18 protein-coding genes and 1 pseudogene are annotated in these 25,722 nt (G+C 72.2%); 16 read left to right on the top strand and 3 right to left on the bottom strand.

Features of this window, described 5'->3' with window-relative positions:
- The first annotated feature begins 6 nt into the window (after window positions 1–6).
- The 3 genes from lysA (at window position 7) to thrC (ending at window position 3,926) form a co-directional block, all read left to right on the top strand.
- Window positions 7–1,392: a diaminopimelate decarboxylase gene (gene lysA / locus ABZ795_RS09630; protein ID WP_357529961.1), complete on the top strand. Its 1,386-nt coding sequence runs from the start codon at window positions 7–9 to the stop codon at window positions 1,390–1,392.
- A gap of 8 nt (window positions 1,393–1,400) precedes the next feature.
- A complete protein-coding gene (locus ABZ795_RS09625) occupies window positions 1,401–2,702 on the top strand; it encodes a homoserine dehydrogenase (protein WP_327027448.1) in 1,302 nt (433 codons plus the stop codon).
- 174 nt (window positions 2,703–2,876) lie between these two features.
- Window positions 2,877–3,926, top strand: a complete 1,050-nt coding sequence (gene thrC / locus ABZ795_RS09620) for a threonine synthase (protein WP_327024302.1) — start codon at window positions 2,877–2,879, stop codon at window positions 3,924–3,926.
- Between the two features lie 74 nt (window positions 3,927–4,000).
- On the opposite strand, the gene ABZ795_RS09615 is transcribed toward thrC, so the two are convergent.
- Window positions 4,001–4,576, bottom strand: coding sequence for a TetR/AcrR family transcriptional regulator (locus ABZ795_RS09615; RefSeq protein WP_357529960.1), 576 nt, complete (start codon window positions 4,574–4,576; stop codon window positions 4,001–4,003).
- Window positions 4,577–4,648: 72 nt separating this feature from the next.
- Here ABZ795_RS09615 and ABZ795_RS09610 point away from each other — a divergent pair, with 72 nt between their 5' ends.
- The 7 genes and pseudogenes from ABZ795_RS09610 to prfA all read left to right on the top strand — a co-directional run bounded on the left by ABZ795_RS09610 (window position 4,649) and on the right by prfA (window position 16,373).
- Complete coding sequence (locus ABZ795_RS09610) at window positions 4,649–6,508, top strand: ABC transporter ATP-binding protein (RefSeq protein WP_357529959.1); 1,860 nt, start codon at window positions 4,649–4,651, stop codon at window positions 6,506–6,508.
- Between the two features lie 9 nt (window positions 6,509–6,517).
- Window positions 6,518–9,784 carry an efflux RND transporter permease subunit gene (locus ABZ795_RS09605; protein WP_357529958.1) on the top strand — a complete coding sequence of 1,089 codons (3,267 nt, stop codon included), beginning with the start codon at window positions 6,518–6,520 and terminating at the stop codon, window positions 9,782–9,784.
- Window positions 9,785–9,876: 92 nt separating this feature from the next.
- Window positions 9,877–11,079 (top strand): annotated as a pseudogene (locus ABZ795_RS09600) (MFS transporter); the annotation flags it as partial.
- A 142-nt stretch (window positions 11,080–11,221) separates the two neighbouring features.
- On the top strand, window positions 11,222–12,175 hold the full coding sequence (gene thrB, locus ABZ795_RS09595; protein WP_357529957.1) for a homoserine kinase: 954 nt from the start codon (window positions 11,222–11,224) through the stop codon (window positions 12,173–12,175).
- A 294-nt stretch (window positions 12,176–12,469) separates the two neighbouring features.
- Window positions 12,470–14,590 (top strand): transcription termination factor Rho, encoded by a 2,121-nt coding sequence (gene rho, locus ABZ795_RS09590; protein ID WP_357529956.1) that lies wholly within the window; start codon window positions 12,470–12,472, stop codon window positions 14,588–14,590.
- Between the two features lie 374 nt (window positions 14,591–14,964).
- Complete coding sequence (gene rpmE / locus ABZ795_RS09585) at window positions 14,965–15,189, top strand: 50S ribosomal protein L31 (RefSeq protein WP_327024309.1); 225 nt, start codon at window positions 14,965–14,967, stop codon at window positions 15,187–15,189.
- A 95-nt stretch (window positions 15,190–15,284) separates the two neighbouring features.
- Window positions 15,285–16,373: a peptide chain release factor 1 gene (gene prfA, locus ABZ795_RS09580; RefSeq protein ID WP_327024310.1), complete on the top strand. Its 1,089-nt coding sequence runs from the start codon at window positions 15,285–15,287 to the stop codon at window positions 16,371–16,373.
- Between the two features lie 6 nt (window positions 16,374–16,379).
- Here the strand turns inward: prfA and ABZ795_RS09575 are convergent, their stop codons facing one another.
- Window positions 16,380–17,930, bottom strand: a complete 1,551-nt coding sequence (locus ABZ795_RS09575; RefSeq protein WP_327027449.1) for a GGDEF domain-containing protein — start codon at window positions 17,928–17,930, stop codon at window positions 16,380–16,382.
- Window positions 17,931–18,000: 70 nt separating this feature from the next.
- On the opposite strand from ABZ795_RS09575, the gene prmC reads away from it, so the two are divergent.
- The 4 genes from prmC to ABZ795_RS09555 all read left to right on the top strand — a co-directional run bounded on the left by prmC (window position 18,001) and on the right by ABZ795_RS09555 (window position 22,417).
- Entirely contained in the window at window positions 18,001–18,954 is a 954-nt protein-coding gene (gene prmC / locus ABZ795_RS09570; protein ID WP_327024311.1) for a peptide chain release factor N(5)-glutamine methyltransferase, read from the top strand.
- The gene (locus ABZ795_RS09565) at window positions 18,954–19,598 is read left to right on the top strand and encodes an L-threonylcarbamoyladenylate synthase (RefSeq protein WP_327027450.1); all 645 of its coding nucleotides are present in this window, start codon (window positions 18,954–18,956) and stop codon (window positions 19,596–19,598) included. Before prmC ends, ABZ795_RS09565 begins: the two co-directional genes overlap by 1 nt.
- Window positions 19,599–20,210 (top strand): phosphotyrosine protein phosphatase, encoded by a 612-nt coding sequence (locus ABZ795_RS09560; RefSeq protein ID WP_357529955.1) that lies wholly within the window; start codon window positions 19,599–19,601, stop codon window positions 20,208–20,210.
- 95 nt (window positions 20,211–20,305) lie between these two features.
- Complete coding sequence (locus ABZ795_RS09555) at window positions 20,306–22,417, top strand: transglycosylase domain-containing protein (RefSeq protein ID WP_357529954.1); 2,112 nt, start codon at window positions 20,306–20,308, stop codon at window positions 22,415–22,417.
- A gap of 12 nt (window positions 22,418–22,429) precedes the next feature.
- Here ABZ795_RS09555 and ABZ795_RS09550 read toward each other — a convergent pair whose 3' ends face one another.
- Window positions 22,430–23,887 carry an SDR family oxidoreductase gene (locus ABZ795_RS09550; RefSeq protein WP_357529953.1) on the bottom strand — a complete coding sequence of 486 codons (1,458 nt, stop codon included), beginning with the start codon at window positions 23,885–23,887 and terminating at the stop codon, window positions 22,430–22,432.
- A 35-nt stretch (window positions 23,888–23,922) separates the two neighbouring features.
- Between ABZ795_RS09550 and glyA the strand changes: the two genes are divergently transcribed.
- Together glyA and ABZ795_RS09540 are read left to right on the top strand one after the other, a co-directional pair.
- Complete coding sequence (gene glyA / locus ABZ795_RS09545; RefSeq protein ID WP_357529952.1) at window positions 23,923–25,209, top strand: serine hydroxymethyltransferase; 1,287 nt, start codon at window positions 23,923–23,925, stop codon at window positions 25,207–25,209.
- Window positions 25,206–25,673 carry a hypothetical protein gene (locus ABZ795_RS09540; protein ID WP_357529951.1) on the top strand — a complete coding sequence of 156 codons (468 nt, stop codon included), beginning with the start codon at window positions 25,206–25,208 and terminating at the stop codon, window positions 25,671–25,673. The genes glyA and ABZ795_RS09540 overlap by 4 nt, the downstream gene beginning before the upstream one ends.
- Window positions 25,674–25,722 lie beyond the last annotated feature (49 nt).

The raw sequence follows: 25,722 nt of genomic DNA, 5'->3' as shown, positions 1-25,722 counted from the left end.
TCTCGAATGCGTGCTCATGAGGCCGGTGCCCTGCACGGCGACATCGGCAACCGGGGGCCGGCCTGGCTGCGTACCCCGGCCGACGTCAACGCCCTGATGCCGCAACTGTGGCCGCGCAACACCGCGCGCGGCGCCGACGGCGACCTGGTCGTCGCGGGCCTGCGGGTACGCGACCTGGCGGCCGAGTTCGGCACCCCGGTCTACGTGCTCGACGAGGACGACCTGCGCTCGCGCTGCCGGGACTTCCGGACGGCCTTCCCGACCGAGGACGTCTACTACGCCGGCAAGGCCTTCCTCTGCCGGGCGGTGGTCCGGATGATCGCCGAGGAGGGCCTCTTCCTCGACGTGTGCAGCGGCGGTGAACTGGCCGTGGCGCTGGCCGCCGGGATGCCACCGGAGCGGATCGGCTTCCACGGCAACAACAAGTCCGAGGCGGAGCTGCGGCGGGCGCTGGACGCCGGGGTGGGCCGGATCATCGTCGACTCCTTCGCCGAGATCGACCGGCTGACCGCGCTGGCCCGGGAGCGGGAGATCCGCCCCCGGGTGCTGATCCGGGTGACCGTCGGTGTCGAGGCACACACCCACGAGTTCATCGCCACCGCCCACGAGGACCAGAAGTTCGGCTTCTCCCTGGCCGGTGGGGCGGCCATCGCCGCCGCCCTGCGCATCCTCGACGAGGGCGTGCTGGAGCTGCGCGGGCTGCACTCGCACATCGGTTCCCAGATCTTCGACACCAGCGGGTTCGAGGTCTCCGCCCGTCGGGTGCTGGCCCTTCAGGCGCAGATCCGCGACGCCCGGGGGGTGCAGCTGCCCGAGCTGGATCTCGGTGGCGGTTTCGGCATCGCGTACACCAGCCAGGACGACCCGGCCGCCCCGCACGACCTGGCCAAGCGGCTGCGCAAGATCGTCGACTCGGAGTGCGCGGCGGAACAGTTGGCCGTGCCGCACCTGTCCATCGAGCCGGGCCGGGCGATCGTCGGCCCGGCCGTGTTCACCCTCTACGAGGTCGGTACGGTCAAGGACGTCGATGGCATCCGGACCTACGTCAGTGTCGACGGGGGGATGAGCGACAACATCCGCACCGCCCTCTACGACGCCTCGTACTCGGCCACCCTGGCCAGCCGGTCCAGCACCGCCGAGCCCATGCTCGCCCGCGTGGTGGGAAAGCATTGTGAGTCCGGGGATATCGTGGTGAAGGATGAATTCCTGCCCGCGGACGTGCAGCCCGGAGATCTTGTCGCGGTGCCTGGCACAGGTGCCTACTGCCGCAGCATGGCCAGCAACTACAACCACGTGCCCCGACCCCCGGTGGTCGCGGTACGGGATGGCCAGGCCCGGCTGATCGTCCGGCGGGAGACCGAAGCTGACCTGCTCGCCTTGGATGTGGGATGAAACAACCTGTGCGCCTGGCCCTGCTCGGCTGTGGCACCGTCGGTGCCGAGGTGGTCCGGCTGCTGCACGAGCAGTCCGCTGACCTCGCCGCCCGGATCGGTGCCCCGCTGGAGATCGCCGGCATCGCCGTACGCCGGATCGGTCGTGACCGTGGTGACCTGCCGGTGGACCCGGCGCTGTTCACCACGGACGCCCTCGGCCTGATCAAGCGCGACGACGTCGACGTGGTGGTCGAGGTGGTCGGCGGCATCGAACCGGCGCGCAGCTGGCTGGTGGAGGCGCTGCGGGGCGGCAAGAGCGTGGTCACCGCCAACAAGGCCCTGCTCGCCGAGGACGGCGGCGCCCTGCACGACGCGGCTCTCGAGGGCGGTGGCGACCTCTACTACGAGGCCTCCGTGGCCGGGGCGATCCCGCTGCTGCGCCCGCTGCGCGAGTCGCTGCACGGGGACCGGATCACCCAGGTCACCGGCATCGTCAACGGCACCACCAACTTCATCCTCTCCGCCATGCACGCCACCGGCGCCGGCTTCGCCGAGGCCCTGGAGGAGGCGACCGAGCTGGGGTACGCCGAGGCGGACCCGACCGCCGACGTGGAGGGCTTCGACGCCGCGGCCAAGGCCGCCATCCTCGCCTCCCTGGCCTTCCACACCCGGGTCGGCGCGGCCGACGTGCACCGGGAGGGCATCACCGAGGTGACCTCCGCCGACGTGGCCAGCGCCAAGGCGATGGGCTGCACCATCAAGCTGCTCTGCATCGCGGCCCGGGGCACGGACGCCCAGGGCCGGGAGTCGGTGAACGTCCGGGTGCACCCGGCGATGATCCCGCTGACCCACCCCCTGGCCAGCGTCGGCGACGCCTTCAACGCGGTCTTCGTGGAGGCCGACGCGGCCGGTCAGCTGATGTTCTACGGGCGGGGTGCCGGTGGGGCGCCGACCGCCAGCGCCGTTCTCGGTGACGTGGTGGCGGTGGCCCGCAACCGGCTCGCCGGGGTCCGCTCGGCCAGTGAGTCCGCCTACGCCGACCTGCCGGTCCGGCCGATGGGGGAGGCCCTGACCCGCTACCACATCAGCCTGGACGTCGCCGACCGTCCGGGTGTGCTGGAGGCGGTGGCCGGAGTGTTCGCCCGGCACCACGTCTCCATCGCCACCGTCCGGCAGGGCCCCTCAGGTGGCGACAACGACGACGCCGTACTGGTGATCGTGACCCATGTGGCCCCGGACGCGGCGCTGGCGGCCACGGTCGACGAGCTGCGTGGGCTGGAGATCGTCCGGTCGGTGGCCAGCGTGCTGCGGGTCGAGGGCGGTCTCTGAGGTCCTCGACCAACGCGGGTGGGGACGGCCGCTGCCAGGGCGGTCGGGCCGGCTGGTTGACTGGTGGGGCCGTCCCGCCAGGTGGTTGGCGCGGGGTGCGCCGGCCTCCGCGCGGCGCGGCCGCGCGAGGCTGGTAATTGCCGACGGTGCAGAGCTGAGACTGAGGAGAACGACATGTGGCGGGGCCTGATCGACGCCTACCGGGACCGACTGCCGGTCACCGACGCCACGCCGGTCGTCACCCTGCACGAGGGGAACACCCCGCTGCTGCCCGCCCCGGTGCTCTCCGCCCGGCTCGGCTGTGACGTCTACCTCAAGGTGGAGGGGGCCAACCCCACCGGCTCCTTCAAGGACCGGGGCATGACGATGGCGGTCTCCAAGGCGGTCGAGGCCGGCAACAAGGCGATCATCTGCGCCTCCACCGGCAACACCAGCGCCTCCGCCGCCGCGTACGCGGCCCGTGCCGGGGTGACCTGCGCGGTGCTGGTGCCCCAGGGCAAGATCGCGTTGGGCAAGCTGGCCCAGGCGCTGGTGCACGGGGCCAAGCTGCTCCAGGTCAACGGCAACTTCGACGACTGCCTGGCGCTGGCCGCCAAGCTCGCCCAGGACTACCCGGTGGCGCTGGTCAACTCGGTGAACATCGACCGGCTGCACGGCCAGAAGACGGCGGCCTTCGAGATCGTCGAGGCCCTCGGTGACGCCCCGGACATCCACTGCCTGCCGGTCGGCAACGCCGGCAACATCTCCGCGTACTGGATGGGCTACACCGAGGACCTGGCGGCCGGCAACGCCACCCGCACCCCCCGGATGTACGGCTTCCAGGCCGCCGGTGCCGCGCCGATCGTCACCGGCCAGGTGGTGCCGGAGCCCTCGACCATCGCCACCGCCATCCGGATCGGCAACCCGGCGAGCTGGACCAAGGCCCTGGACGCCCGGGACGCCTCCGGGGGTCTGATCGACGCGGTCACCGACCGGGACATCCTCGCCGCGTACCGGCTGCTGGCCCGGGAGGTCGGGGTCTTCGTCGAGTTGGGCAGCGCGGCCAGCGTGGCGGGTCTGCTCCAGCAGGCCGCCGCCGGTCGGGTGCCGGCCGGTTCCACCGTGGTCTGCACGGTCACCGGCCACGGCCTGAAGGACCCGGAATGGGCCATCTCCACCGCCCCCTCCCCGGTCACCATCGCCAACGACCCCCTGGCCGCCGCCCGCTCCCTGGACCTGGCCTGACCCCCGGACTTCCGTGTTGATCAAGAAGTTTGCGTCTTGGCGAGCGCCATTTCCGACGCAAACTCTTGATCAACTCAAGCGGGGTGGGGTGGGGGTTTGACTGCGCCGGTCAGGGTGCGGAGGACCAGGGCCAGGGCTTCGTGGCGGGAGACATGGTGTTCGGTGAGGTAGCTCCAGCCGGCGTAGAGCTGGGACCAGAGGACCGACTGCAACCACGTAGCGGGTAGGGCCGGGTCGATACTGCCGTCGGCGTGGCCTCGGGCGACCATGGCGTGGAAGTCGTCGTCGCAGACCTCGGTGCTCCAGGCGGGGTCGCCGACCAGCGCGGGCTCGGAGAAGGCCAGCGAGAGCAGGTCGCCCAGGTCGAAGTACTCCGCGCAGAGCCGCAGCAGGGCCTCGGCGCCGTTGCCCTCGGCCAGGCGGGCGCGGGTGGTGGCCTCGTTGAGCCGGGCCGTACCTTCGGCGGCCACGGCGGCCAGCAGGTCGGACCGTTCGGCGAAGTACCGGTGCAGGGTGGTCCGGCCGACCTGGGCGGCGGTGGCGATATCACCCAGGCTGGCGGTCTGGTTGCGGCTGAGCACCTCGATCGCGGCTTGCAGGATGGCCTGCCGGGTCCGCGCCCGGCTGCCGCTCTCATCCCTGCTCGCCACGTCGAAGAGGCTACAACGTACGAATTTGGAATAGTGCTTGCCCGCAATGGAACAGTAATGTTCCATTGTGGGGTGACTTCGACCGTCTTACCCACCCGGACCGAACCGCAGCCGCCCACCCAGCGGGCCCGCACCGGGCTGCTGCTGGCCTACCTCCGGCCGCACTGGCCGGCGATGCTGGTCGGGCTGCTGCTCGGCCTGTTCGCCAACGCCGCCGGGCTGGCCGCCCCGCTGGTGACCAAGTGGGTGCTGGACACCCTCGGTGCCGGTGAGCCCCTGACCCGACCGGTCACCGTGCTGCTGATGCTCGTGGTGGTCGGTGCCGTCATCTCGCTGTGGCAGTGGATCCTGATGGGCCGGATCGCCGAGGCGGTGGTGCTCGACGCCCGCACCGGGGTGATCCGCCGCTACCTGGCCGCCCGGATCGACCAGCTGACCCGCCGCCCCAGTGGTGAACTGGTCACCCGGGCCACCTCCGACCCGGCGCTGCTGCACCAGGCATCCGGCAGCCTGGTCGGACTGACGAACGGCGCCCTGGCGCTGATCGGGACCCTGGTGCTGATGGGCACCCTGGACCTGGTGCTGCTGGGCGTCACCATGGTCGCGGTGCTGGTGGTCGCGGTGCTGATGGGCCTGCTGCTGCCCACCATCGGCCGAGCCCAGGAGGCCGCCCAGGAGTCGGTGGGACGGCTGGGCGGAATCCTGGAAGGCTCCCTGCGGGCGGTCCGCACGGTCAAGGCCAGCCGCGCCGAGCAGCGTCAGACCGAGGCCCTCACCACCCACGCCCGCGAGGCCGCCCGGCACGGCCTGCACGCCGCCCGGCGTACCGCCCTGGTCTGGACCATCTCCTGGACCGGCATCCAACTAGCGGTCATCGTCATCCTCGGGGTCGGGGCCGCGCGGGCCGAACGCGGCCTGATCGAGGTGTCCACCCTCATCGCCTTCCTGCTCTACGCCTTCGGGCTGATGGGGCCGATCGGTGACCTGACCCAGAACCTGACCGCCATGCAGGCCGGCATCGCGGCGGCCGGCCGATTGCGGGAGATCGAGGCCCTGGCGGCGGAGCCCGGCTCCGCGCCCGCCGAGGTATCAGCGAACGGGGGTGCCACCGCCGGGCCGGTGCTGGCCCTGCGCGGGGTCACCGCCCGGTACGCCCCCGGAGCCCCGCCCGCCGTACGGGACATCGACCTGGAGATCCCCCGGGTCGGCCACACCGCCCTGGTGGGACCCTCCGGGGCCGGCAAGACCACCCTGTTCTCCCTGCTGCTGCGCTTCCTCGAACCGGAGCACGGTGAACTGCTGCTGGACGGCCGCCGGTACGTCGAGCACACCCCGGCGCAGATCCGTGGCCGACTGGCCTACGTGGAGCAGGAGGCGCCGGTGGTGCCCGGCACCATCGGCGACAACCTGCGCTTCACCCATCCCGACGCCACCGACGACGAACTGTGGGCCGCCCTGCGGGCGGTCGACCTGCACGAGAAGGTGACCGGCCTGGAACTCGGATTGGACACCCCGTTGGCGGCCACCACGGTCTCCGGGGGTGAACGGCAGCGCATCGCGTTGGCTCGGGCGGTGCTGCGTACCCCGGATGTGCTGCTGTTGGACGAGGCCACCTCGCAGGTCGACGGCCTGACCGAGGCGGTGGTCAGCCGGTGCGTGCGGCAGCGGGCCCGGCAGGGTGCCGTGGTGACGATCGCCCACCGGCTCTCCACCGTGCTCGATGCCGACCAGATCGTCGTGCTGGAGGGTGGCCGGATCCGAGCCGTCGGTGACCACGCCACCCTGCTGCGTACCGACGAGCTCTATCGGGACCTGGTGGCGGCGCTGCGGATCGGCACCGTGGCGGAACCGGTCATGACCGCCCCGGAAGCTGACGAAGGGAACGGGTCGGGCACACTGCTCGTGCCCCACGACCGTCTCCCCCAGGAGTGAGTCACGCCGATGTCGCTGCTCGCCAGATTCAGCCTCGCCAACCGGGGGCTGGTAGCCCTCATCGCGGTGGTGACCACGGCGTTCGGTGCGTACGCCGTGCCGTCGCTGAAGCAGCAACTCCTGCCCTCGCTGGAGTTTCCCGCCGCCTTCATCGTCGCCTCGTACCCCGGCGCCGCGCCCGAGGTCGTCGAGTCCCAGGTCACCGAGCCGATCGAGAACAGCCTGCGGGGCATCCCCGCCTTGGACACGGTCACCTCCACCTCCCGTGAGGGTCTGACCACGGTCACCGTCCAGTACGAGTTCGGTACCGACCTGGACGACGTGGTCAACAAGATGCAGACCGCGCTGAACCGCACCCGGCTGCCCGAGGGGGTCGAGCCGCAGGTCTTCGCGGGCAGCACGGACGACCTGCCGGCGGTGGTGCTGGCCGCCTCCGGCGGGGGCGACGAGCGGGAGCTGGCGGCGAAGCTGCGTGAGGTCGTGGTACCCGAGTTGGCGGCCATCGAGGGGGTACGCGGCGTCGAGTTGACCGGGGTCCGCGAGGAACTGGTGGTGATCACCCCGGATCCGGCGAAGCTGGCCAAGGCCAAGGTGCAGCCGACCGCGATCACGACCGCCCTGAAGGCCAACGGGGTGGCCGTACCGGCCGGGGTGGTGCGCGACGGCGAGCGCAGCCTGCCGGTGCAGGTCGGGGCGCCGCTGACCACTCTGGAGGAGCTGCGGGAGGTGGTCGTCGCCCCACCGGTCAAGAAGACCCCTGCGGTACGGCTGGGTGACATCGCCACGGTGGAGGAGCAGCTGACCCCGGCCACCGCGATCACCCGTACCAACGGCCGGGAGAGCCTCGGCATCACGGTCACCGCCGACCCGGACGGCAACGCGGTGGAGATCTCACACGCGGTCGGCGACCGGCTGGACGACCTGCGGACCGCTACCGGAGCCGAGCTGACCGTGGTGCTGGACCAGGCGCCGTTCGTGGAGAAGTCGATCAAGACCCTGAGCACCGAGGGCCTGCTGGGTCTGATCATGGCCGTGGTGGTCATCCTGGTGTTCCTGCTGTCGGTACGGTCCACCGTGGTCACCGCGGTCTCCATCCCGCTGTCGGTGGTGGTCGCCCTGCTGGCCCTCTGGCTCGGCGACTACTCGCTAAACCTGCTGACCCTCGGCGCGCTGACGGTGGCGGTCGGCCGGGTGGTCGACGACTCGATCGTGGTGCTGGAGAACATCAAACGGCATCTGACCTACGGCGAGCCGAAGCGGGAGGCGATCCTCACCGCCGTACGCGAGGTGGCCGGGGCGGTCACCGCCTCCACCCTCACCACGGTCGCCGTCTTCGCCCCGATCGCCCTGGTCGGCGGCTTCGTCGGGCAGTTGTTCGCGCCCTTCGCGATCACTGTCACCGTGGCCTTGCTGGCCTCCCTGCTGGTGTCGCTGACGGTGATCCCGGTGCTGGCGTACTGGTTCCTCAAGCCGGTTACCGGGTCCGACGGTGCGGCCCTGCGTCAGGCCGCCGAGCAGCGCGAACTGCGCAGCCCGTTGCAGCGGGCGTACCTGCCGGTGATCCGGTTCGCCACCGGACGGCGGGCCTACCGCTGGGCCACGTTGGCCGTGGGAGTGCTCGTGCTCTTCGGCACCTTCGGCCTGGCCCGGCAACTGGAGAGCAACTTCCTCGACGACTCCGGCCAGGACACCCTGAACATCCGGCAGGAACTGCCGGTGGGCACCGGGCTGGCCGGCACCGACGCGGCGGCACGTCGGGTCGAGGCGGTGCTGGCCCAGACCCCCGGTGTGGAGTCGTACCAGGTCACGGCCGGTGGCGGGGACAGCCCGTGGACCGGCAGCGCCGGCAACAACGTGGCCAGCTACGCCCTGCGGCTGGACGGGGAGACCGACGCCAAGGCCATGCGCGGCATCCTGCGGGAGCGGTTCGCCGCGCTGGGCGCGACGGCCGGTGAGATCACCTTCCCGGCCGGGCAGGGTGGCGCCTCCGCGAACGAACTGGCCGTCATCGTGACCGCCGCCGACCAGCAGACCCTGGCCACCGCCGCCGAGCAGGCCCGGGTGGCCCTGGCCGGCATCTCCGGTGTCGAGGACGTCTCGACCACCCTCGCCCAGCAGGTACCCCGGGTGGAGGTGACCGTCGACCGGGTAGCGGCCAGCCGGGCCGGGCTCACCGAGGCGGCGGTCGGTCAACTCGTGGCCCAGTCCTTCCGGGGCACCCCGGTGGGTCAGATCAGCCTCGACGGCGGTAGCCGGGACCTGGTGCTGCGGCTGTCGGCCAAGCCGCCGCTGACCGTGGAGGAACTCGAGGCCCTGCCGGTCGGGGCGGTCAAGCTGGGCGACATCGCCGAGGTCACCGAGACCGAAGGACCCCAGCAGGTACGCCGGATCGACGGTGAGCGCAGCGTCTCGGTGACCGGTACGGTGACCGGCTCGGACCTCGGCGCGATCAGCAGCGAGTTGCAGCGGCGGCTGGACGCGATCGAGGTGCCGGGGGCCACCCTGACCCTGGGCGGGGTCAGCGCCGAGCAGCAGGAGACCTTCGCCGACCTGGGCCTGGCGGTGCTGGCCGCGATCGCGATCGTGTTCCTGATCATGATGGCCACCTTCCGGAGCGTGGTGCAGGCGCTGATCCTGCTGGTCTCCATCCCGTTCGCGGCCACCGGGGCGGTGGCCCTGCTGCTGGCCACCGGAACCGCGCTGAGCGTGCCGGCGCTGATCGGCGTACTCATGCTCGTCGGCATCGTGGTGACCAACGCGATCGTGCTGCTGGACCTGGTCAACCAGTACCGGGCACAGGGGATGGGGGTACGGGAGGCGGTGGTCGAGGGTGGCCGGCACCGGCTGCGCCCGATCCTGATGACCGCGATCGCCACCATCTTCGCGTTGACCCCGATGGCCTTCGGGCTCACCGGGGAGGGCGGCTTCATCTCCCGGCCGCTGGCGATCGTGGTGATCGGTGGGCTGCTCAGCTCCACCCTGCTCACCCTGGTCCTGGTGCCCACCCTGTACGCCATGGTGGAGGACACCAAGCAGTCGCTGCGCAACCGGCGCTCGGGCGACTCCTCGGCGGCAGGGCGGTCCGGGTCGGACGCCGGGGCCACCCAGCCCACCGGCGAGGCCGCCTCGGCCGAGGTCGAGGCCACCGACAAGCAGCCGGCGCAGAGCCGGCCGGTGCCGGCGGCACCCTCCGGGGCGCTGCTGGAGGGCACCGACCAGTTCGAGGTGCTCCGGCTGCCCAGGAGCCGCAACTCACCCCTCCCACCGGCGGAGTAACCACGTCGACGCTTCAGGCCCCCGGTCGACCGCCGGGGGCCTCGGCGTCCGCTGTGCCGTGACTCGGAGGCCGGGCAGGTATGGTCCGCCTCGTGGTCTCCACCGTGTCGGTCCTCACCCGCAACCGGAACTTCCGGAATCTGTTCATGGCCGAGTTGGTGGTCTTCGGGGCCGACTGGTTCGTGATGGTGCCGTTGCTGGTCCTGCTGCCGAAGCTGACCGGCAGCGGGGTGTGGGGCGCCCTGGTGCTCGCGGTGGACACCGGCATCCTGGCGTTGCTGCTGCCGTACGCCGGGGCCATCGCCGACCGGTTCGACCGCCGCAAGATCATGATCGTGTCCAACCTGGCCGCGCTCGTCGGGGTGCTGCTCCTGCTCGGGGTACGCAGCGCCGGTACGGCGTGGCTGGCGATGCTGGGCATCGGAGTGATCGCGGTGGCCAAGGCCTTCTACTCCCCGGCCGCGCAGGCCGCCCTGCCCAATGTGCTCGAACCCGAGGAACTGGCCGCGGGCAACGCGGTGGCCGGTTCGGCCTGGGGCACCATGACCATCGTCGGGGCCTCACTCGGCGGGGTGCTCACCGCCGCCACCGGCCCGTACGTCTGCTTCTGGGTGGCCGTGGTCGCGTTGGTGGTCGCCGCCGGCCTGGCGGGGCGCATCCGCCGGCCCTTGCAGGCCCCCCGCGACAAGAACACGCCGGTACCGCAGACCTGGACGGCGATCCGCGAGGCCCTGGGCTACATCGGACACCGCCCCCGGGTGCTGGCCCTGGTCACGGTCAAGTCGGCGGTGGGGCTGGGCAACGGCGTCCTGACGGTCTTCCCGCTGCTGGCCGGGCTGTACGGGGTCGGCCCGATCGGCACCGGCCTGCTGTTCGCGGTACGCGGTGCGGGCGCCCTGATCGGTCCGATCCTGATGCGCCGGGTGCTGACCAACCGCGCCTGGCTGCTGCCGGGGCTGGCCCTGTCCATGTCGGCCTACGGGCTGGCCTACCTGGGCACCTCCCTGGTGTCCTGGTTCCCCTTGGTGCTGGTCCTGGTCTTCGTGGCGCACTTCGCCGGTGGCAGCAACTGGGTGATGTCCAACTTCGCGTTGCAGGGCGAGGTGCCGGACCGGTTGCGGGGCCGGGTCTTCGCCACCGACATGATGCTGGCGACCCTGGCCATCTCGGTCAGCCAACTCGTGGTCGCCTTCGTCATCGACGTGGTGGACGAACGGGTCGTGCTGGCCGGCTGTGGCCTGGTCACTCTGGTGTACGCGATCGGCTGGCGGGTGGCCACCCGACGGCTCTCGCTGGCCGCCCCGGAGCCGACCGTCGCCGAGACCGGCACAGGGCACTGGTGCGGTCAGGCTAGAGCCTGCGAGCAAAGCGCGCTCGGGCGCGAGTTGCGTCTCAGGGGACGGGCGGTGCCCCGGACCCGGTCGGTGAACCCCTAGCATGGACGGCGTGCCGACCACCTTCGCCGCCGGCCCTTACCGGGTCCGGGTCCCCGCCACCAGCGCTAACCTGGGGCCCGGCTTCGACGCCCTGGGTCTGGCCCTGGCGCTCTATGACGATGTGGCCGCCGAGGTGACCACGAGCGGCGTGACCGTTTCCGTGGTCGGTGAGGGCGCCGGTGACCTGCCGCTGGACGACAGCCACCTGTTGGTACGCGCGATGCGGGCGGCCTTCGACGAACTCGGTGGGCAGCCGAGGGGACTGTCGGTGGAGTGCGTGAACCGGATCCCGCAGGCCCGTGGGCTCGGCTCCTCCTCGGCCGCCATCGTCGCCGGGGTGCTGCTGGCTCGGGCCCTGGTGACCGACGGGACCCAGCGGCTCGACGACGACGCCGCGCTGCGGCTGGCCGCCCGGATCGAGGGCCATCCCGACAACGTGGCACCCTGCCTGCTCGGCGGGTTCACCCTGGCCTGGACGGAGCCCTCCGGCGCACGGGCCGTGTCGTTGCCGGTGGCCGAGGGGGTACGCCCCACGGTGCTGGTGCCCACCGAGCGGGGCCTGACCGCCTCCGCCCGGGCGGCTCTGCCGCCGACCGTGCCGCACGGCGACGCCGCGCTCAACGCCGGTCGGGCGGCGCTGCTGGTGCACGCGTTGACCACCCGGCCGGATCTGTTGCTGCCGGCCACGGTCGACCGACTGCACCAGGACTACCGGGCGTCCTCGATGCCGGGTACGGCCGCCGTGGTGGAAGAGTTGCGTGCGGCCGGTGTGGCCGCTGTGGTCAGTGGGGCGGGTCCGACCGCCCTCGCCCTGTCTGACCTGCCCGAAGGGTTCGAGCCGGGAACAGATTGGCGGATTCTGCGGTTGCCGGTGGACGTACGCGGCGCCCAGGTCGGGCAAGGTAGACTCGGACACGCGGAGCGGGACCCTGTTGCCGCAGGTCGCAAGAGTTGATTACGCTCTAGACTTAGCACAGCCGCGAAGCATGCGATCTCCTGCGGGTCGGCGCCCCCCGAAGCTTTCGGCGGTAAGCCCGTCACCCCTGCCTAGGCCACGCCGCACCGCAGTCTTCACTGGTCGCCGCAGACGGCGAAACGCCGCCCACAGCTTTCCTGGGTGGGTCGGGCGACCGACCGGCTGCTGTGTCACAGACTCCCGCGAAGCGTCATGCGAGGCGGGTGCACCGAGGCCGCCCGGCCACCTGTAGTCGATTCCGGGCAGTCCCGGCCTATCGAGGGAAGGAATCCATTGAGCGACACCACCGACGTGACGTCGGATGTTTCCAACGTCGCTGGCGATGCCACCACCGCTGCTCCTGCCCGCCGCCGGCGTAGCGGCACCGGCTTGTCGGCGATGCTGCTGCCGGAGCTGCAGAGCCTGGCTGCGTCGCTCGGCATCTCGGGGACGGCTCGCATGCGCAAGGGCGAGCTGATCAGCGCGATCACCGAGCGGCAGGGCAGCGCCGCGGGCGCCCCTCGACCACGGGCCGAGGTAGCGGCGGCCGCCGCACCGGCCCGCGAAGAGGTCCACGCCGAGGTACGCGAGAGCGCTGAGCGGCCGGAGTCCGGTCGCCGTGCCGCCGAGCAACCGGCGGCGAGCGTCGAGACCGAGGGCCGGACCCGGACCCGGCGCAGCCGGGCCACCGCCGCAGCGGAGCCGCGCGTTGAGGAGCCCGCAGCCGAGGCCGGCGAGCGGACCGAGGGCCGGGCGCGCCGTACCGAGCGGGCTGCGGAGCAGACCGCTGAGCGTCCTGCCGAGCGTGCCGAGCGCGGCGCGGAGCGGACCGCCGAGCGGACCGACCGTGCCGTCGAGCGGGGCGAGCGTGCCGCCGAGCGCACCGCCGAGCGGGCCGAGCGCACCGAGCGGGGCGACCGCACCGAGCGCACCGAGCGGGGCGACCGCACCGAGCGCACCGAGCGGGGCGATCGTGCTGAGCGCAGTGAGCGGGGCGACCGCACCGAGCGGGGCGAGCGTGCCGCCGACCGTGCCGACCGCAGCGAGCGGGGTGACCGTGCCGACCGCGGTGAGCGCGGCTCCGAGCGGGGTGACCGTGCTGAGCGTGGCGAGCGCGGGGACCGCGGACAGCGTGCCGAGCGGGACACCAACAACGACGACGACGACGAGAGCGGAGGTCGGCGCAGCCGGCGTAGCCGCTTCCGGGACCGTCGGCGCGGCCGGAACGAGCGTGGCGAGTCCGGCGGCGAGTCCGGCGGCCGTGAGCCGCAGGTCGGCGAGGACGACGTGCTCGTGCCGGTGGCCGGCATCGTCGACGTCCTCGACAACTACGCCTTCGTCCGGACCACCGGCTACCTGGCCGGCCCGAACGACGTGTACGTGTCGATGTCCCAGATCAAGAAGTACGGCCTGCGCCGGGGTGACGCGATCACCGGTGCGGTGCGGGCGGCCCGGGACGGCGAGCAGCGTCGCGACAAGTACAACCCCCTGGTCCGGCTGGACACCATCAACGGGATGGAGCCGGACGAGGCCAAGCGGCGGCCGGAGTTCTACAAGCTCACCCCGCTCTACCCGCAGGAGCGACTGCGGCTGGAGACCGAGCCGCACATCCTCACCACCCGGGTGATCGACCTGGTCATGCCGATCGGCAAGGGGCAGCGGGCGCTGATCGTCTCGCCGCCGAAGGCCGGTAAGACCATGGTGCTCCAGGCGATCGCCAACGCGATCACGCACAACAACCCGGAGTGCCACCTGATGGTGGTGCTGGTCGACGAGCGGCCCGAAGAGGTCACCGACATGCAGCGCTCGGTCAAGGGCGAGGTCATCGCGGCCACGTTCGACCGTCCGCCGCAGGACCACACCACGGTCGCCGAGCTGGCGATCGAGCGGGCCAAGCGCCTGGTCGAGCTGGGCCACGACGTGGTCGTACTGCTCGACTCGGTGACCCGGCTCGGTCGGTCGTACAACCTGGCGGCGCCGGCCAGCGGCCGGATCATGTCGGGTGGTATCGACTCCACCGCGCTGTACCCGCCGAAGCGGTTCCTCGGCGCGGCCCGCAACATCGAGAACGGCGGCTCGCTGACCATCCTCGCCACCGCGCTGGTGGAGACCGGTTCGATGGCGGACACGGTCATCTTCGAGGAGTTCAAGGGCACCGGTAACGCGGAGCTCAAGCTGGACCGGAAGATCGCCGACAAGCGGACCTTCCCGGCCGTGGACGTCAGCGCCTCCGGTACCCGCAAGGAGGAGATCCTCCTCGCGCCGGAGGAGCTGGCCATCATCCACAAGCTCCGCAAGGTGCTGCACTCGCTGGACTCGCAGGCGTCGCTGGACCTCCTGCTGGACCGGCTCAAGCAGTCCCGTACCAACATCGAGTTCCTGATGCAGATCGCCAAGTCGACCCCGGGGGAGTAACCTCCGCCGACGAAGATCGACGAAGGGGGCGTGGCCGACTGGCCGCGCCCCCTTCGCATGGCCGCTCCCTTGCCGGATCCCGCCGCCCGTACCCCTTTGGGCGCAAAGGGGGTGTTGTCTCCGCTGGCCCAGTCCGCCCCGGCGCGGCGACCGGCCGGCGGGGGAGGTGGAGGAATGGTGGGCGGGGCGGTGGGAATGCGTACGGAAGGGCTGTTGTTGCTACCGGCGACCAGCTGGTGTGGCCCGATTTCGGGGCCCGCGGCAGCCCATGGCAGACTGGTCAATCGGCCACCGGTTCCGGTTCACGCCCCACGATCGACGCGCAACGGCGTGTCAGGGCGACCCGGCGACCACGACGAGAGGACCGAGGCGACATGAAGCAGAACATCCACCCGGAGTACGTGACCACCGAGGTCACCTGCTCCTGCGGCAACACCTTCAGCACCCGCAGCACCGCCAAGGGAGGCTCGATCCACGTCGAGACCTGCAACGCCTGCCACCCGTTCTACACCGGTAAGCAGCGCGTCCTGGACACCGCTGGTCGGGTCGCCAAGTTCCAGCAGAAGTACGCCAAGGTTCAGGCCAAGAAGGCCAAGTAGCTCCTGGTCCGACGCCCGCGCCCGGCTCTCGCCGGACGCGGGCGTCGTCCGTCTGTTCCCAGCCTCCAGCCATCCTCGAAGGAGCGATGCACAGCATGAGCAGCGAGCGTCTGGCCAGGCTCCTCGACGAGTACGCCGAGCTGGAGAAGCGGCTGGCCGACCCGGCCATCCACGCCGATCAGGGCACCGCCCGGCGGGTCGGTCGGCGGTACGCCGAACTGGTCCCGCTGCACAAGGCCGCCGCCGAGCTGGAACAGGCCCGGGCGGATCTGGCCGCGGCCCGGGAACTGGCCGCCGAGGACCCCTCCTTCGCGGCCGAGACCGAGACCCTGGCGGCGGAGTTGCCCGCGCTGGAGGAGCGGCTGGCCGAGCTGCTGATCCCGCGCGATCCGCACGACGCCAAGGACGTCATCGTCGAGATCAAGGCCGGTGAGGGCGGCGAGGAGTCCGCCCTGTTCGCCGGGGATCTGCTGCGGATGTACACCCGGTACGCCGAGCGACGTGGCTGGCTCACCGAGGTGATCGACGCCCAGGACTCCGACCTCGGCGGGGTCAAGGACGTCTCCCTGGCGATCAAGACCAAGGGGGTCCCCGAAGGGGGCAACGGGGTGTGGTCCCGACTCAAGTGGGAGGGCGGGGTCCACCGGGTGCAGCGGGTCCCGGTCACCGAGTCCCAGGGGCGCATCCACACCAGCGCCGCCGGGGTACTCGTGCTGCCCGAGGCCGAGGAGGTCGATGTCACCATCGACCCCAACGAGCTGCGGATCGACGTGTTCCGCTCCTCCGGGCCGGGCGGCCAGTCGGTGAACACCACCGACTCGGCGGTACGCATCACCCACCTGCCCACCGGCATCGTGGTCTCGTGTCAGAACGAGAAGTCCCAGTTGCAGAACCGGGAGCAGGCGATGCGGATCCTGCGGGCCCGGCTGCTGGCCGCCGCCCAGGAGCAGGCCGACGCGGCCGCCTCGGACGCCCGCAAGGCCCAGGTGCGTACGGTCGACCGGTCGGAGCGCATCCGTACCTACAACTTCCCGCAGAACCGGATCACCGATCACCGGATCGGCTACACGGCGTACAACCTGGATCTGGCGCTGGCCGGGGAACTCGACGGGGTGCTGGACGCCCTCACCGAGGCCGACCGGGCCGCCCGACTGGCCGGGGACCCGGAACTGGCCCGCCGCTGAGCAGCCTCAGGCGCCGCGGGGGCAGCCCTTGGCCCGCAGCATCTCCCGGTCGGCCGCCTCGAAGGCGGCGCTGAGGGCGTCGCGCTGGCCCGGGCCGCCCGCGCCGACCTCGGAGAAACCGATGCTGACCCCGACCGGGGTGCCGGGCACCAGGGATTCCCAGTCCTCGGTGCGGATGGCGGCGTCGATGCGCCGGGCCACCTCGGCGGCCTCGGTCATCCCGGCACCGGGCAAGACGACCACGAACTCGTCGCCGCCGTAGCGGGCCACGAAGTCACCCCGGCGCATCACCCGGTTGATCACCCCGGCGATCCGCTGGAGGACCAGATCCCCGGAGTGGTGCCCGTGCCGGGTGTTGACCGCCTTGAAGCCGTCCAGGTCGCAGACGCCGATGACGACCCGCTCGCCGCGGGCGACCACGGCCGCGATGTAGCGCTCCAGCCGGCGGCGGTTCGGCAGCCCGGTCAGCGGGTCGGTGAGGGCCTCCCCCTCGAAGCGGGCCGCCTCCCGGCGCATCTCCTCGTGGTCGATGCGGGCGGCGATGCCGTCGATGTAGACGTCGCGGAGTCGGTCGTGCCGCTGGGCGGCCAGCCGGAAGGCCAACCGGTCGGCCCGGTGCGCCCCCGCGTGGTCACCGGCCCGGCCCAGGGCGATGCTGCGCAACCGGGCCGGTTCGGCGGCACCGAGGGTCTCGGCGCTGACCTGCACGCTGCCCAGCCGGGTGACCGCCTCGATGGGCCGGCCGTCGGCGATGGCCAGGCAGACCTGACCGAGTTGGCGCATGTCCCTGGCGCGGGCGCTGTCCGCCCCGTGCCCGAGCAGCCGGGCCGGGTCGGCACCTCCCACGGTCTCGACGACGTCACCGAGGGCGGCCCGGCGGGCCCCGGCGTACCCGTAGGCGGCGAGGCTGCTGGGACGCAGTCGGTCGGCGGTGCCGTTGGCGATGAACCGGGTCAGGTCGGTGGCGATGTCCCGCAGTACGCGCAGACAGCCGTCGCCGTCGCCGGTGTGGTCCAGGGCCACCGCGTTGCGTAGCCGGATGCCCGGGGCGGCGAAGGTCTCCTCCGGGATCCCGGCCGCGTTGCCCAGTTGCCGGGCCCGTTCGATCGCACCCAGGGCGTAGCCGTGGAAGCTCAGGTAGGAGTAGGCCATGGCCAGGTCGTGCCAGCCCCAGGCGGTGTCCCGATCCGGGTCGTCGACCGCACCCAAGGCCCGGGCGGCCCGCACCAGGTGGGTGACGCAGCGGTCCAGCGCGCCCTGGTGGTGCGCGGCCAGCGCGGCCAGGGCGTTGAGGTGCCCGTGCAGGTAGGGCTCGGCGAGATCGCGTACGACGGCGGAGGCTTCCTCGATGGCCCGGGTGTACTCGGCCGTGCGGCCCAGGTTGATCAGGGCGGAGAGGCGTTGCACCAGCGCATCGCCCCGGGTATGCGGGTCCCGGGTGGTACGCAGCACCCCGTCCAGGATCGCGTACGCCTCCGTGGAGCGACTCACCTCCTGGAGCGCCCGCGCTTTCCTCAGGGCGTCAACCTGGTCCTCGACCCGGTCGAGCCAGCCCACCCGCGACCTCCCGTCGGCGTGCCGCTGCACCTGCTTTTGCACGTGCACCGCGACGACTCATGATTATGGCGTGACCACGCAGCCGCAACACCCGTCCGAAGGACCGAGACGGCACCGTCCGTCTCTGCTGGTGGCCGCTGCCACCCGGGACCTGCTCGCCGCCGGGGTGGAATCGGCCCGTACGGACGCGGAACTGCTGGCCGGGCACGTTCTGGGGCTGTCCCGAGGCCGGCTGGCGCTGGCCGAAGATTTCACCGACGAGCAACGAAACCGTTACCAGGCGTTGGTGGACCGCCGGGCGCGCCGTGAGCCTCTGCAACACCTCACCGGCACTGCCGGATTCCGGCATCTGGATCTGGCGGTCGGGCCGGGTGTGTTCGTGCCGCGCCCGGAGACCGAACTGCTCGCCGGCTGGGGTGTCGACCGGCTCCGCAGCATGACGAGCCAGGAGCCCCTGGTGGTCGACCTGTGCAGCGGGTCCGGGGCGATCGCCCTGTCGGTGGCCCAGGAGGTGCCGGCCGCCCGGGTGGTGGCGGTGGAACGGTCACCGGCCGCGCTGGCCTGGCTGCGGCGCAACGCGGCGGACCGGGCCGCGGCCGGAGACCGACCGATCGAGGTGGTGGTGGCCGACGCCACCGACCCGGACCTGCTGGCCGCCCTGGTCGGCCAGGTCGACCTGCTGCTGTGCAACCCGCCGTACGTGCCGCAGGCGGTGGCCGTACCCCCGGAGGTGGCCGGACACGACCCGGCGGAGGCGGTCTTCGGTGGGATGGACGGCCTGTCGGTCATCCGTCCGGTGATCGACCGTGCGGCGACCCTGTTGCGCCCGGGTGGTCACCTCGGGGTGGAGCACGACGACACCCACGGCGCGGCCGTGCCCGACCTGCTGGCCGCGGACGGTCGCTACACCGCGATCACCGCCCATCCCGACCTGACCGGGCGTCCCCGTTTCGCCACCGCGTCCCGCCGAACGGACCACCCACCGGCCGGCACGACCGGCACGTGGCAGACTGGCTCCTCGTGATGCTCTACGACTGCCGGTCGCTGGCCGACCGGGACCGCGGCATCGCTGCGGCCATCGAAGCGGTCCGCAACGGCGAGCTGGTGGTCCTGCCGACCGACACGGTCTACGGGGTGGGTGCGGACGCCTTCACCCCGTACGCGGTCAAGGCCCTGCTGGATGCCAAGGATGCCCCGCACACGCCGCCCCCGGTGCTGATCGGCTCCCGGCACACCCTCGACGGCCTGGTCTACTCGCTGCCCACCGAGGCGCGGGACCTGGTGGAGGCGTTCTGGCCGGGGGCGTTGACGATCCTGGTGCAGCATTCCGCGAGCCTGCGGTGGGATCTCGGCGACGACAGCGGGGTGGTGGCGGTACGGATGCCGCTGCACCCGGTCGCCCTGGAGGTGCTGCGGGAGACCGGTCCGATGGCGGTCGCCTCGGCCAACAAGAGCGGCCAGCCGCCCGCCCTGACGGCCGAGGAGGCACGCGACCAACTCGCCTACTCGGTGCGGGCGTACCTGGAGGCGGGGCCGGCGGTGGACCCGGTGCCCAGCACGATCGTGGACCTCACCGGTGACGATCCGGTGCTCGTCCGGGAAGGTGCCATCGGGCTGGACCGGCTGCGGGAAGTGGTGCCGGAGCTGCGCGAGAGCCAGGAGGCTTAGGTGCCTCCCTTCACCGTTCTGCACGTCTGCATGGGCAACATCTGCCGATCCCCGATGGCGGAGCGGCTGCTGGTGCTGGCCGTACGGCAGCGCCTGGACCGGCGCGACATCGACCCGGCCCGCGCCGACGAACTGCTGCACAGCCACAGCGCCGGCACGGGTGGTTGGCACGCCGGCGAGGAGATGAATCCGCCGGCCGCCCGGCAGGTGATCACCCGGGGTGGCAGCACCGCCGGGTTCGCGGCCCGCAAGCTGCGCTCGGAGCACATCGACGCGGCCGACCTGGTGCTCACCGCCACGGCCGACCAGCAGGAGTACGTGGTGGCGCTGCGGCCCGACGCTGCGGCGCGCACCTTCGTGCTGGGGGAGTTCGGGCGGGTGCTGGCCACCCTGGACCCCTCCGGCTTGCCGGCGGCCGAGGCTTCCCCGGAGGCGGTGTACGCCCGGGGGGTGGCGCTGGTCGAGGCGGCCCACGCGGCTCGCCAGGGCACGACCCTGCTGCCCACGGACGACCTCGACGACCCGTGGGGGCGCGGGGACCAGTGCTTCACCCGGGTGGCCGACGAGATCGAGGAGACCGTGCAGCCGCTGGCCGCCACCCTGCTGCCCTGATCGGTGAATCTCCTCCGGATTCGGAGGAAAAGGCAGCAGAAGTGGTGATTAGCGCCATTCTGGGAGGGTCCTGACGGCTCCTGCGGGGAGAGCTGATGACCCGGGCGTTGCTGCCGAAAGTGTTCACCGTCCTGTTGGCCGGCACGCTGGCCGGCCTGGCGCTGGCGGTGGCGGCGCTGCCCGCCGCCCTGGTGTACGGCGTCGGGCTGGCGTCGCTCGCCGCGCCGTACGCGGACCTGCCCAACAGCCTGCGTACGCCACCGACCGCCCAGCGGTCCAACCTGTACGCCAACGACGGCACCACCCTGATCACCTCCTTCTACCAGGAGGACCGGGTGGACGTGCCGTTGGACGAGGTGGCGCCGGTGATGCGCCAGGCGATCATCGCCGCCGAGGACGCCCGGTTCCACGAGCACAGCGGGGTGGACCTGCGCGGCGTCGTGCGGGCCTTCACGGTCAACCAGCGCGACGGCACCACCCGGCAGGGCGCCTCCACCCTGACCATGCAGTACGTGCGCAACGTGCTGAGCAACGATCCACGGCTCAGCGAGGAGCAGCGGGCCGCCGCCACCGAGGTCAGCACCGCCCGCAAGATCCAGGAGATCCGGTACGCCCTGGCCCTGGAACGGGAACTGACCAAGGACCAGATCCTGACCCGGTACCTGAACATCGCCTACTTCGGCGCGGGGGCGTACGGTGTCGCCGCCGCCGCCCGGCGCTACTTCTCCACCTCCCCGGCGGAGCTGACCCTGGCTCAGGCGGCCTTGCTGGCCGGGCTGGTGCGCTCACCGCACACCGACGACCCGATCAACGGTGACGCGGACAGTGCTACCGCCCGCCGAGGGTACGTCCTGGACCGGCTGGTCGAGTCCGGCCAGGTCCCGCCCGACGTGGCACAACAGGCGCAGGCCGAGCCGTTGAACCTGCGCCCCAGCGAGACCCCGAACGACTGCACCGCGGTACCCGAGGGGCACAACGACTGGGGCTTCTTCTGCGACTGGTTCACCCGGTGGTGGAGTGACCAGCAGGCCTTCGGCAGCTCGGTCGACGAGCGGCAGCGCACCCTGCGCCGGGGCGGCTTCACGATCGTCACCTCCCTGGATCCGGCCGTGCAACGGTCCACCACCGAGCAGGTGCGGCGGATCTACTCGGCGCAGTCCCGGTACGCGATGCCCACCGCGGTGGTGCAGCCGGGCACCGGGCGGGTGCTGGCCATGGCGGTGAACCGGACCTACAGCGTGGCGGCCAACCCGGCGGGGCAGAAGAACCACCCGAACACCGTCAACCAGCTCGTCGCCGGTGGCGGCACGATCGTCGGCTACCAGGGTGGCTCCACCTTCAAACTGTTCACCCTGCTGGCCGCGTTGGAGGCCGGGCTGCCGCTGAACACCGTGTTCGACGCGCCGGACCGGATCGTCACGGGCTTCCGGGCCAGCGGCGAGACGAGCTGCGGCGGCTACTGGTGCCCGGAGAACGCCAGCGCCTCGATGAGCGGGGAGCACGACATGTGGACCGCCTTCGGGGAGTCGGTCAACACCTACTTCGCCTGGCTGGCCGAGCGGATCGGGGCCGACCGGGTGGTGGAGATGGCCCAGCGGCTCGGCATCGTGCTGCGGGCCCGGGACGACGCGCAACTGGCCCGGCACGGGGCCCGGGAGTGGGGACCCTTCACCCTGGGGGTGGCCGCCACCACCCCCCTGGACCTGGCCGGGGCGTATGCCACCGTGGCGGCGGAGGGGATCTGGTGCGCCCCCACCCCGATCACCGCGATCACGGACGCCGCCGGGCGGCGGGTGACCGCCGGCCAACCGGACTGTCGGCAGGTGCTCGACGTCGACGTGGCCCGGGCGGCGGCGGACGCGGCTCGTTGTCCGGTCGGCGACCAGTCGATGTACCGCACCTGCGGCGACGGGACGGCCGCCCGGCTGCGCAGCCAGCTAGACCGGCCGGTGGGCGGCAAGACCGGCAGCTCCGATCGGTACGCCACGGAGACGGTGGTCGCCTTCACCCCCCAGTTGGCGGTGGCCGCGATGGCGGCCAACCCGGACGACCCCCAGGACCCGGTGGGTCAAGCGGTGCAGCGCGCGATGGTGGATTCGGTGGGGGAGATCCTCGCCTTCACCCTGCGGGACCAGCCGGTACGTGACTTCGTGCCGCCCAGCGAGACGACCGCCTGGCGGGTCACCGGCGAACGCACCGGCAACTGAGCCAGGCTGTCCTCACCCCTCGGCGCGGGCGGTGATGTTGCGGGCCATGCCGCCGAAGACGACGGCGTGGAAGGGCGCCACCGCGGCCCAGTAGGCGTGCCCGGCCAGGCCGTGCGGCAGGAAGACCGCGCGCTGCCGGTAGCGGACGGCACCGTCCTCGCCGCGCTGCACCCGCAGCTCCAGCCAGGCCCGGCCGGGCAACCGCATCTCCGCCCGCAGCCGCAGCACCTCGCCCGGCACGATCTCCTCCACCCGCCAGAAGTCCAGCGCCTCGCCCACCCGCAGCTGGTGCGGGTCGCGTCGGCCCCGGCGCAGTCCCACCCCGCCGACCAGCTTGTCCAGCCAGCCGCGTACCGACCAGGCCAGCGGGAAGGAGTACCAGCCGTGCTCGCCGCCGACCCCCTCGATGACCCGCCACAGCGCCTCCGGTGATGCCGCCACCGGCCGTTCCCGTACGTCCGTGTAGGCGGTGCCGCCGCTCCAGTCGGGGTCGCTGGGCAGGGGTTCGGCCGGGGCGTTCGACCCGGCGGCGGTCGACCAGCGGGTCTCCACCTGGGCGTCGCGGACCTTGGCCAGGGCCAGGGCGACGGCCTCGTCGAAACCGGTAAGCCCGCCCGGCGGGTCCGGCAGGTATCCGGCGATGTCGTGCTCGTGGGCCACCGCCTCGTGGATCAGGCTGGCCACCAGGGGCCGGGCCAGCGAGTTGGGGACCGGGGTGACCAGCCCCACCCAGTACGAGGAGAGGGTGGGGGTCAGCGGACGGACCGGCAGCAGCAGTCGGCGGGGCAGCCCGGCGACCCGGGCGTAGCGCTGCATCATCTCGCCGAAGGTGAGCACGTCCGGGCCGGCGATGTCGAAGCCCCGGTCGACCTCCTGCGGCAGGTCGGCGCAGCCGACCAGGTAGTACAGCACGTCCCGGACCGCGATCGGCTGGATCCGGTTGGTCACCCAGCGCGGGGTGACCATCACCGGTAGCCGCTCGGTCAGGTAGCGCAGCATCTCGAAGGAGGCCGACCCGGAGCCGATGATCACCGCCGCCCGCAGCACCACGGTCGGCACCCCGCTCTCCCGCAGGATCCGCCCCACCTCACTGCGCGAGCGCAGGTGGGCCGAGGCGGTCGGGTCCTCCGCGGCCGGTTCCGGGCCGCCCAGGTAGACGATCCGGCGTACCCCGGCCGCGCGGGCCGCGGTGGCGAAGTTCAGGGCGGCCTGCCGGTCGGCGGCCTCGAAGCCGGCCTGCCCGAGGGAGTGCACCAGGTAGTACGCCACCTCGATCCCGGCCAGGGCCGCCGGCAGGGTCTCCGCCCGGCTGAGGTCCCCCTCGGCGATCTCGACCTGTCCGGACCAGGGCACGTCGCGCAGTCGGGCGGCCCGGCGAGCCAGGCAGCGTACGTCGTGTCCGGCGGCCAGTAGACGGGGCACCAGACGTCCGCCGATGTACCCCGTCGCGCCGGTGACCAGGCATCTCACGGGCTCCAGTCTGCGGCCCAATAGACTCACTCGCTGTGGAGACCGCGACAGGCACCTTCTGGGGGCCGGACTTCGAGCAGTTGAGCACGGGCGATCCGGAGATCGCGGAGGTGGTGCTCGGTGAGCTCGACCGGCTGCGTACCGGCCTGCAACTGATCGCCAGTGAGAACCTCACCTCACCGGCGGTGCTGGCCGCGCTGGGCTCCACCCTGACCAACAAGTACGCCGAGGGCTACCCGGGGCGGCGCTACTACGGCGGCTGCGGCCAGGTGGACCGGGCCGAGGAGATCGGCATCACCCGGGCCAAGGACCTGTTCGGTGCCGAGCACGCCAACCTGCAACCGCACTCCGGGGCCAGTGCCAACCTGGCCGCGTACGCCGCCCTGGTGCAGCCGGGGGACACCGTGCTGGCGATGGAGCTGCCGCACGGCGGGCACCTGACCCACGGCAGCCGGGTGAACTTCTCCGGCAAGTGGTTCCACACCGTCGGCTACACCGTCCGGCGGGACACCGAGCTGATCGACTACGACGAGGTACGCGACCTGGCCCTGGCCCACCGGCCGAAGATGATCATCTGTGGTGCCACCGCGTACCCCCGGCTGATCGACTTCGCCCTGTTCCGGGAGATCGCCGACTCCGTCGGGGCGTACCTGATGGTGGACGCGGCGCACTTCATCGGGCTGGTCGCCGGGCAGGTGATCGGATCCCCGGTGCCGTACGCCGACGTGGTCTGCGCCACCACCCACAAGGTGCTGCGGGGTCCACGGGGCGGGATGATCCTGTGCCGGGAGTCCCTGGCGGAGCGGATCGACAAGGCGGTCTTCCCCTTCACCCAGGGCGGTCCGCTGATGCACGCGGTCGCCGCCAAGGCGGTCGCGTTGCACGAGGCGGCCCAGCCGGAGTACCGCCGCTACGCCGCCCAGGTGGTGGCCAACGCGCAGGCCCTGGCCGACGGGCTGGCCGCCGAGGGGATGCGCCCGGTCTCCGGGGGCACGGACACCCACCTGGCGCTGATCGACCTCCAGTCGATCGGGGTGACCGGGGCCGAGGCCGAGGCCCGGTGCGACGCGGCGACCATCACCCTGAACAAGAACGCCATCCCGTACGACCCACGTAAGCCGATGGTCGCCTCCGGCATCCGGGTGGGCACCCCGAGCGTCACCACCCAGGGCATGACCGAACCCCAGATGCGGCAGGTCGCGGAGTTGATCGCCCGAGCGGTACGCACCGACCCCGCCGCCCCGGGCGGGACCGACGAACTGAACCGGATCGCCGCCGACGTGGCCGAGTTGGCCGCCGACTTCCCGGCGTACCCCCGATGAGCGCCTCCGGTGCCCCGGAGCCGGCGGCCAAGCCCGCGCCCCGGGCGGGGGAGCCCGGTGCCATCCGGGCCCGGCTGCCGCACCTGCGCCTGCCGCTGCTGGCCTGTGCCGGGCTGGCCGTGGTCGGGGTGCCGATCGCGGCCCTGGTACGCGGCCCCACCGGCGCGGCCGGGGTGGCCGCCGGGATCGGCCTGGTCATCGTCAGCTACCTGATCTCCAGTTTCTCGGTGGCCTGGGCGGACGCGGTCAACCCGAAACTGATCATGTCCGTGGGCCTGGTCACCTACGCCACCAAGATGGTCTTCCTGGGGGTGGTGATGGCCGCGGTGGCCAAGAGCGGCTGGCCGGGGCTGCCGGACATGGGGGTGGCCATCATCGCGGCCGTCGTGGTGTGGATCGCCGCCCATGTGAGTTGGGCTATGCGGGCACCGCTGCCGACCGGGAACCGGGTGTCGGGTCACTGACCCGGTCCGTGGTGTCCGTGGGCGTTTCGTGGCCCTGTTTCGGTGGCTG

It is taken from the genome of Micromonospora sp. NPDC047134 (assembly GCF_040643455.1).
Taxonomy (GTDB): domain Bacteria; phylum Actinomycetota; class Actinomycetes; order Mycobacteriales; family Micromonosporaceae; genus Micromonospora.
The sequence above is the reverse complement of the archived record's forward strand: the minus strand, read 5'-3'. Positions and strand labels throughout refer to the sequence as shown.

Coding starts and splice junctions, on each gene's coding strand:
- lysA (WP_357529961.1), top strand. CDS start 7: ATGCGTGCTCATGAGGCCGGTGCCCTGCACGGCGACATCGGCAACCGG.
- thrC (WP_327024302.1), top strand. CDS start 2,877: ATGTGGCGGGGCCTGATCGACGCCTACCGGGACCGACTGCCGGTCACC.
- ABZ795_RS09605 (WP_357529958.1), top strand. CDS start 6,518: ATGTCGCTGCTCGCCAGATTCAGCCTCGCCAACCGGGGGCTGGTAGCC.
- thrB (WP_357529957.1), top strand. CDS start 11,222: ATGGACGGCGTGCCGACCACCTTCGCCGCCGGCCCTTACCGGGTCCGG.
- rpmE (WP_327024309.1), top strand. CDS start 14,965: ATGAAGCAGAACATCCACCCGGAGTACGTGACCACCGAGGTCACCTGC.
- prfA (WP_327024310.1), top strand. CDS start 15,285: ATGAGCAGCGAGCGTCTGGCCAGGCTCCTCGACGAGTACGCCGAGCTG.
- ABZ795_RS09565 (WP_327027450.1), top strand. CDS start 18,954: ATGCTCTACGACTGCCGGTCGCTGGCCGACCGGGACCGCGGCATCGCT.
- ABZ795_RS09555 (WP_357529954.1), top strand. CDS start 20,306: ATGACCCGGGCGTTGCTGCCGAAAGTGTTCACCGTCCTGTTGGCCGGC.
- ABZ795_RS09540 (WP_357529951.1), top strand. CDS start 25,206: ATGAGCGCCTCCGGTGCCCCGGAGCCGGCGGCCAAGCCCGCGCCCCGG.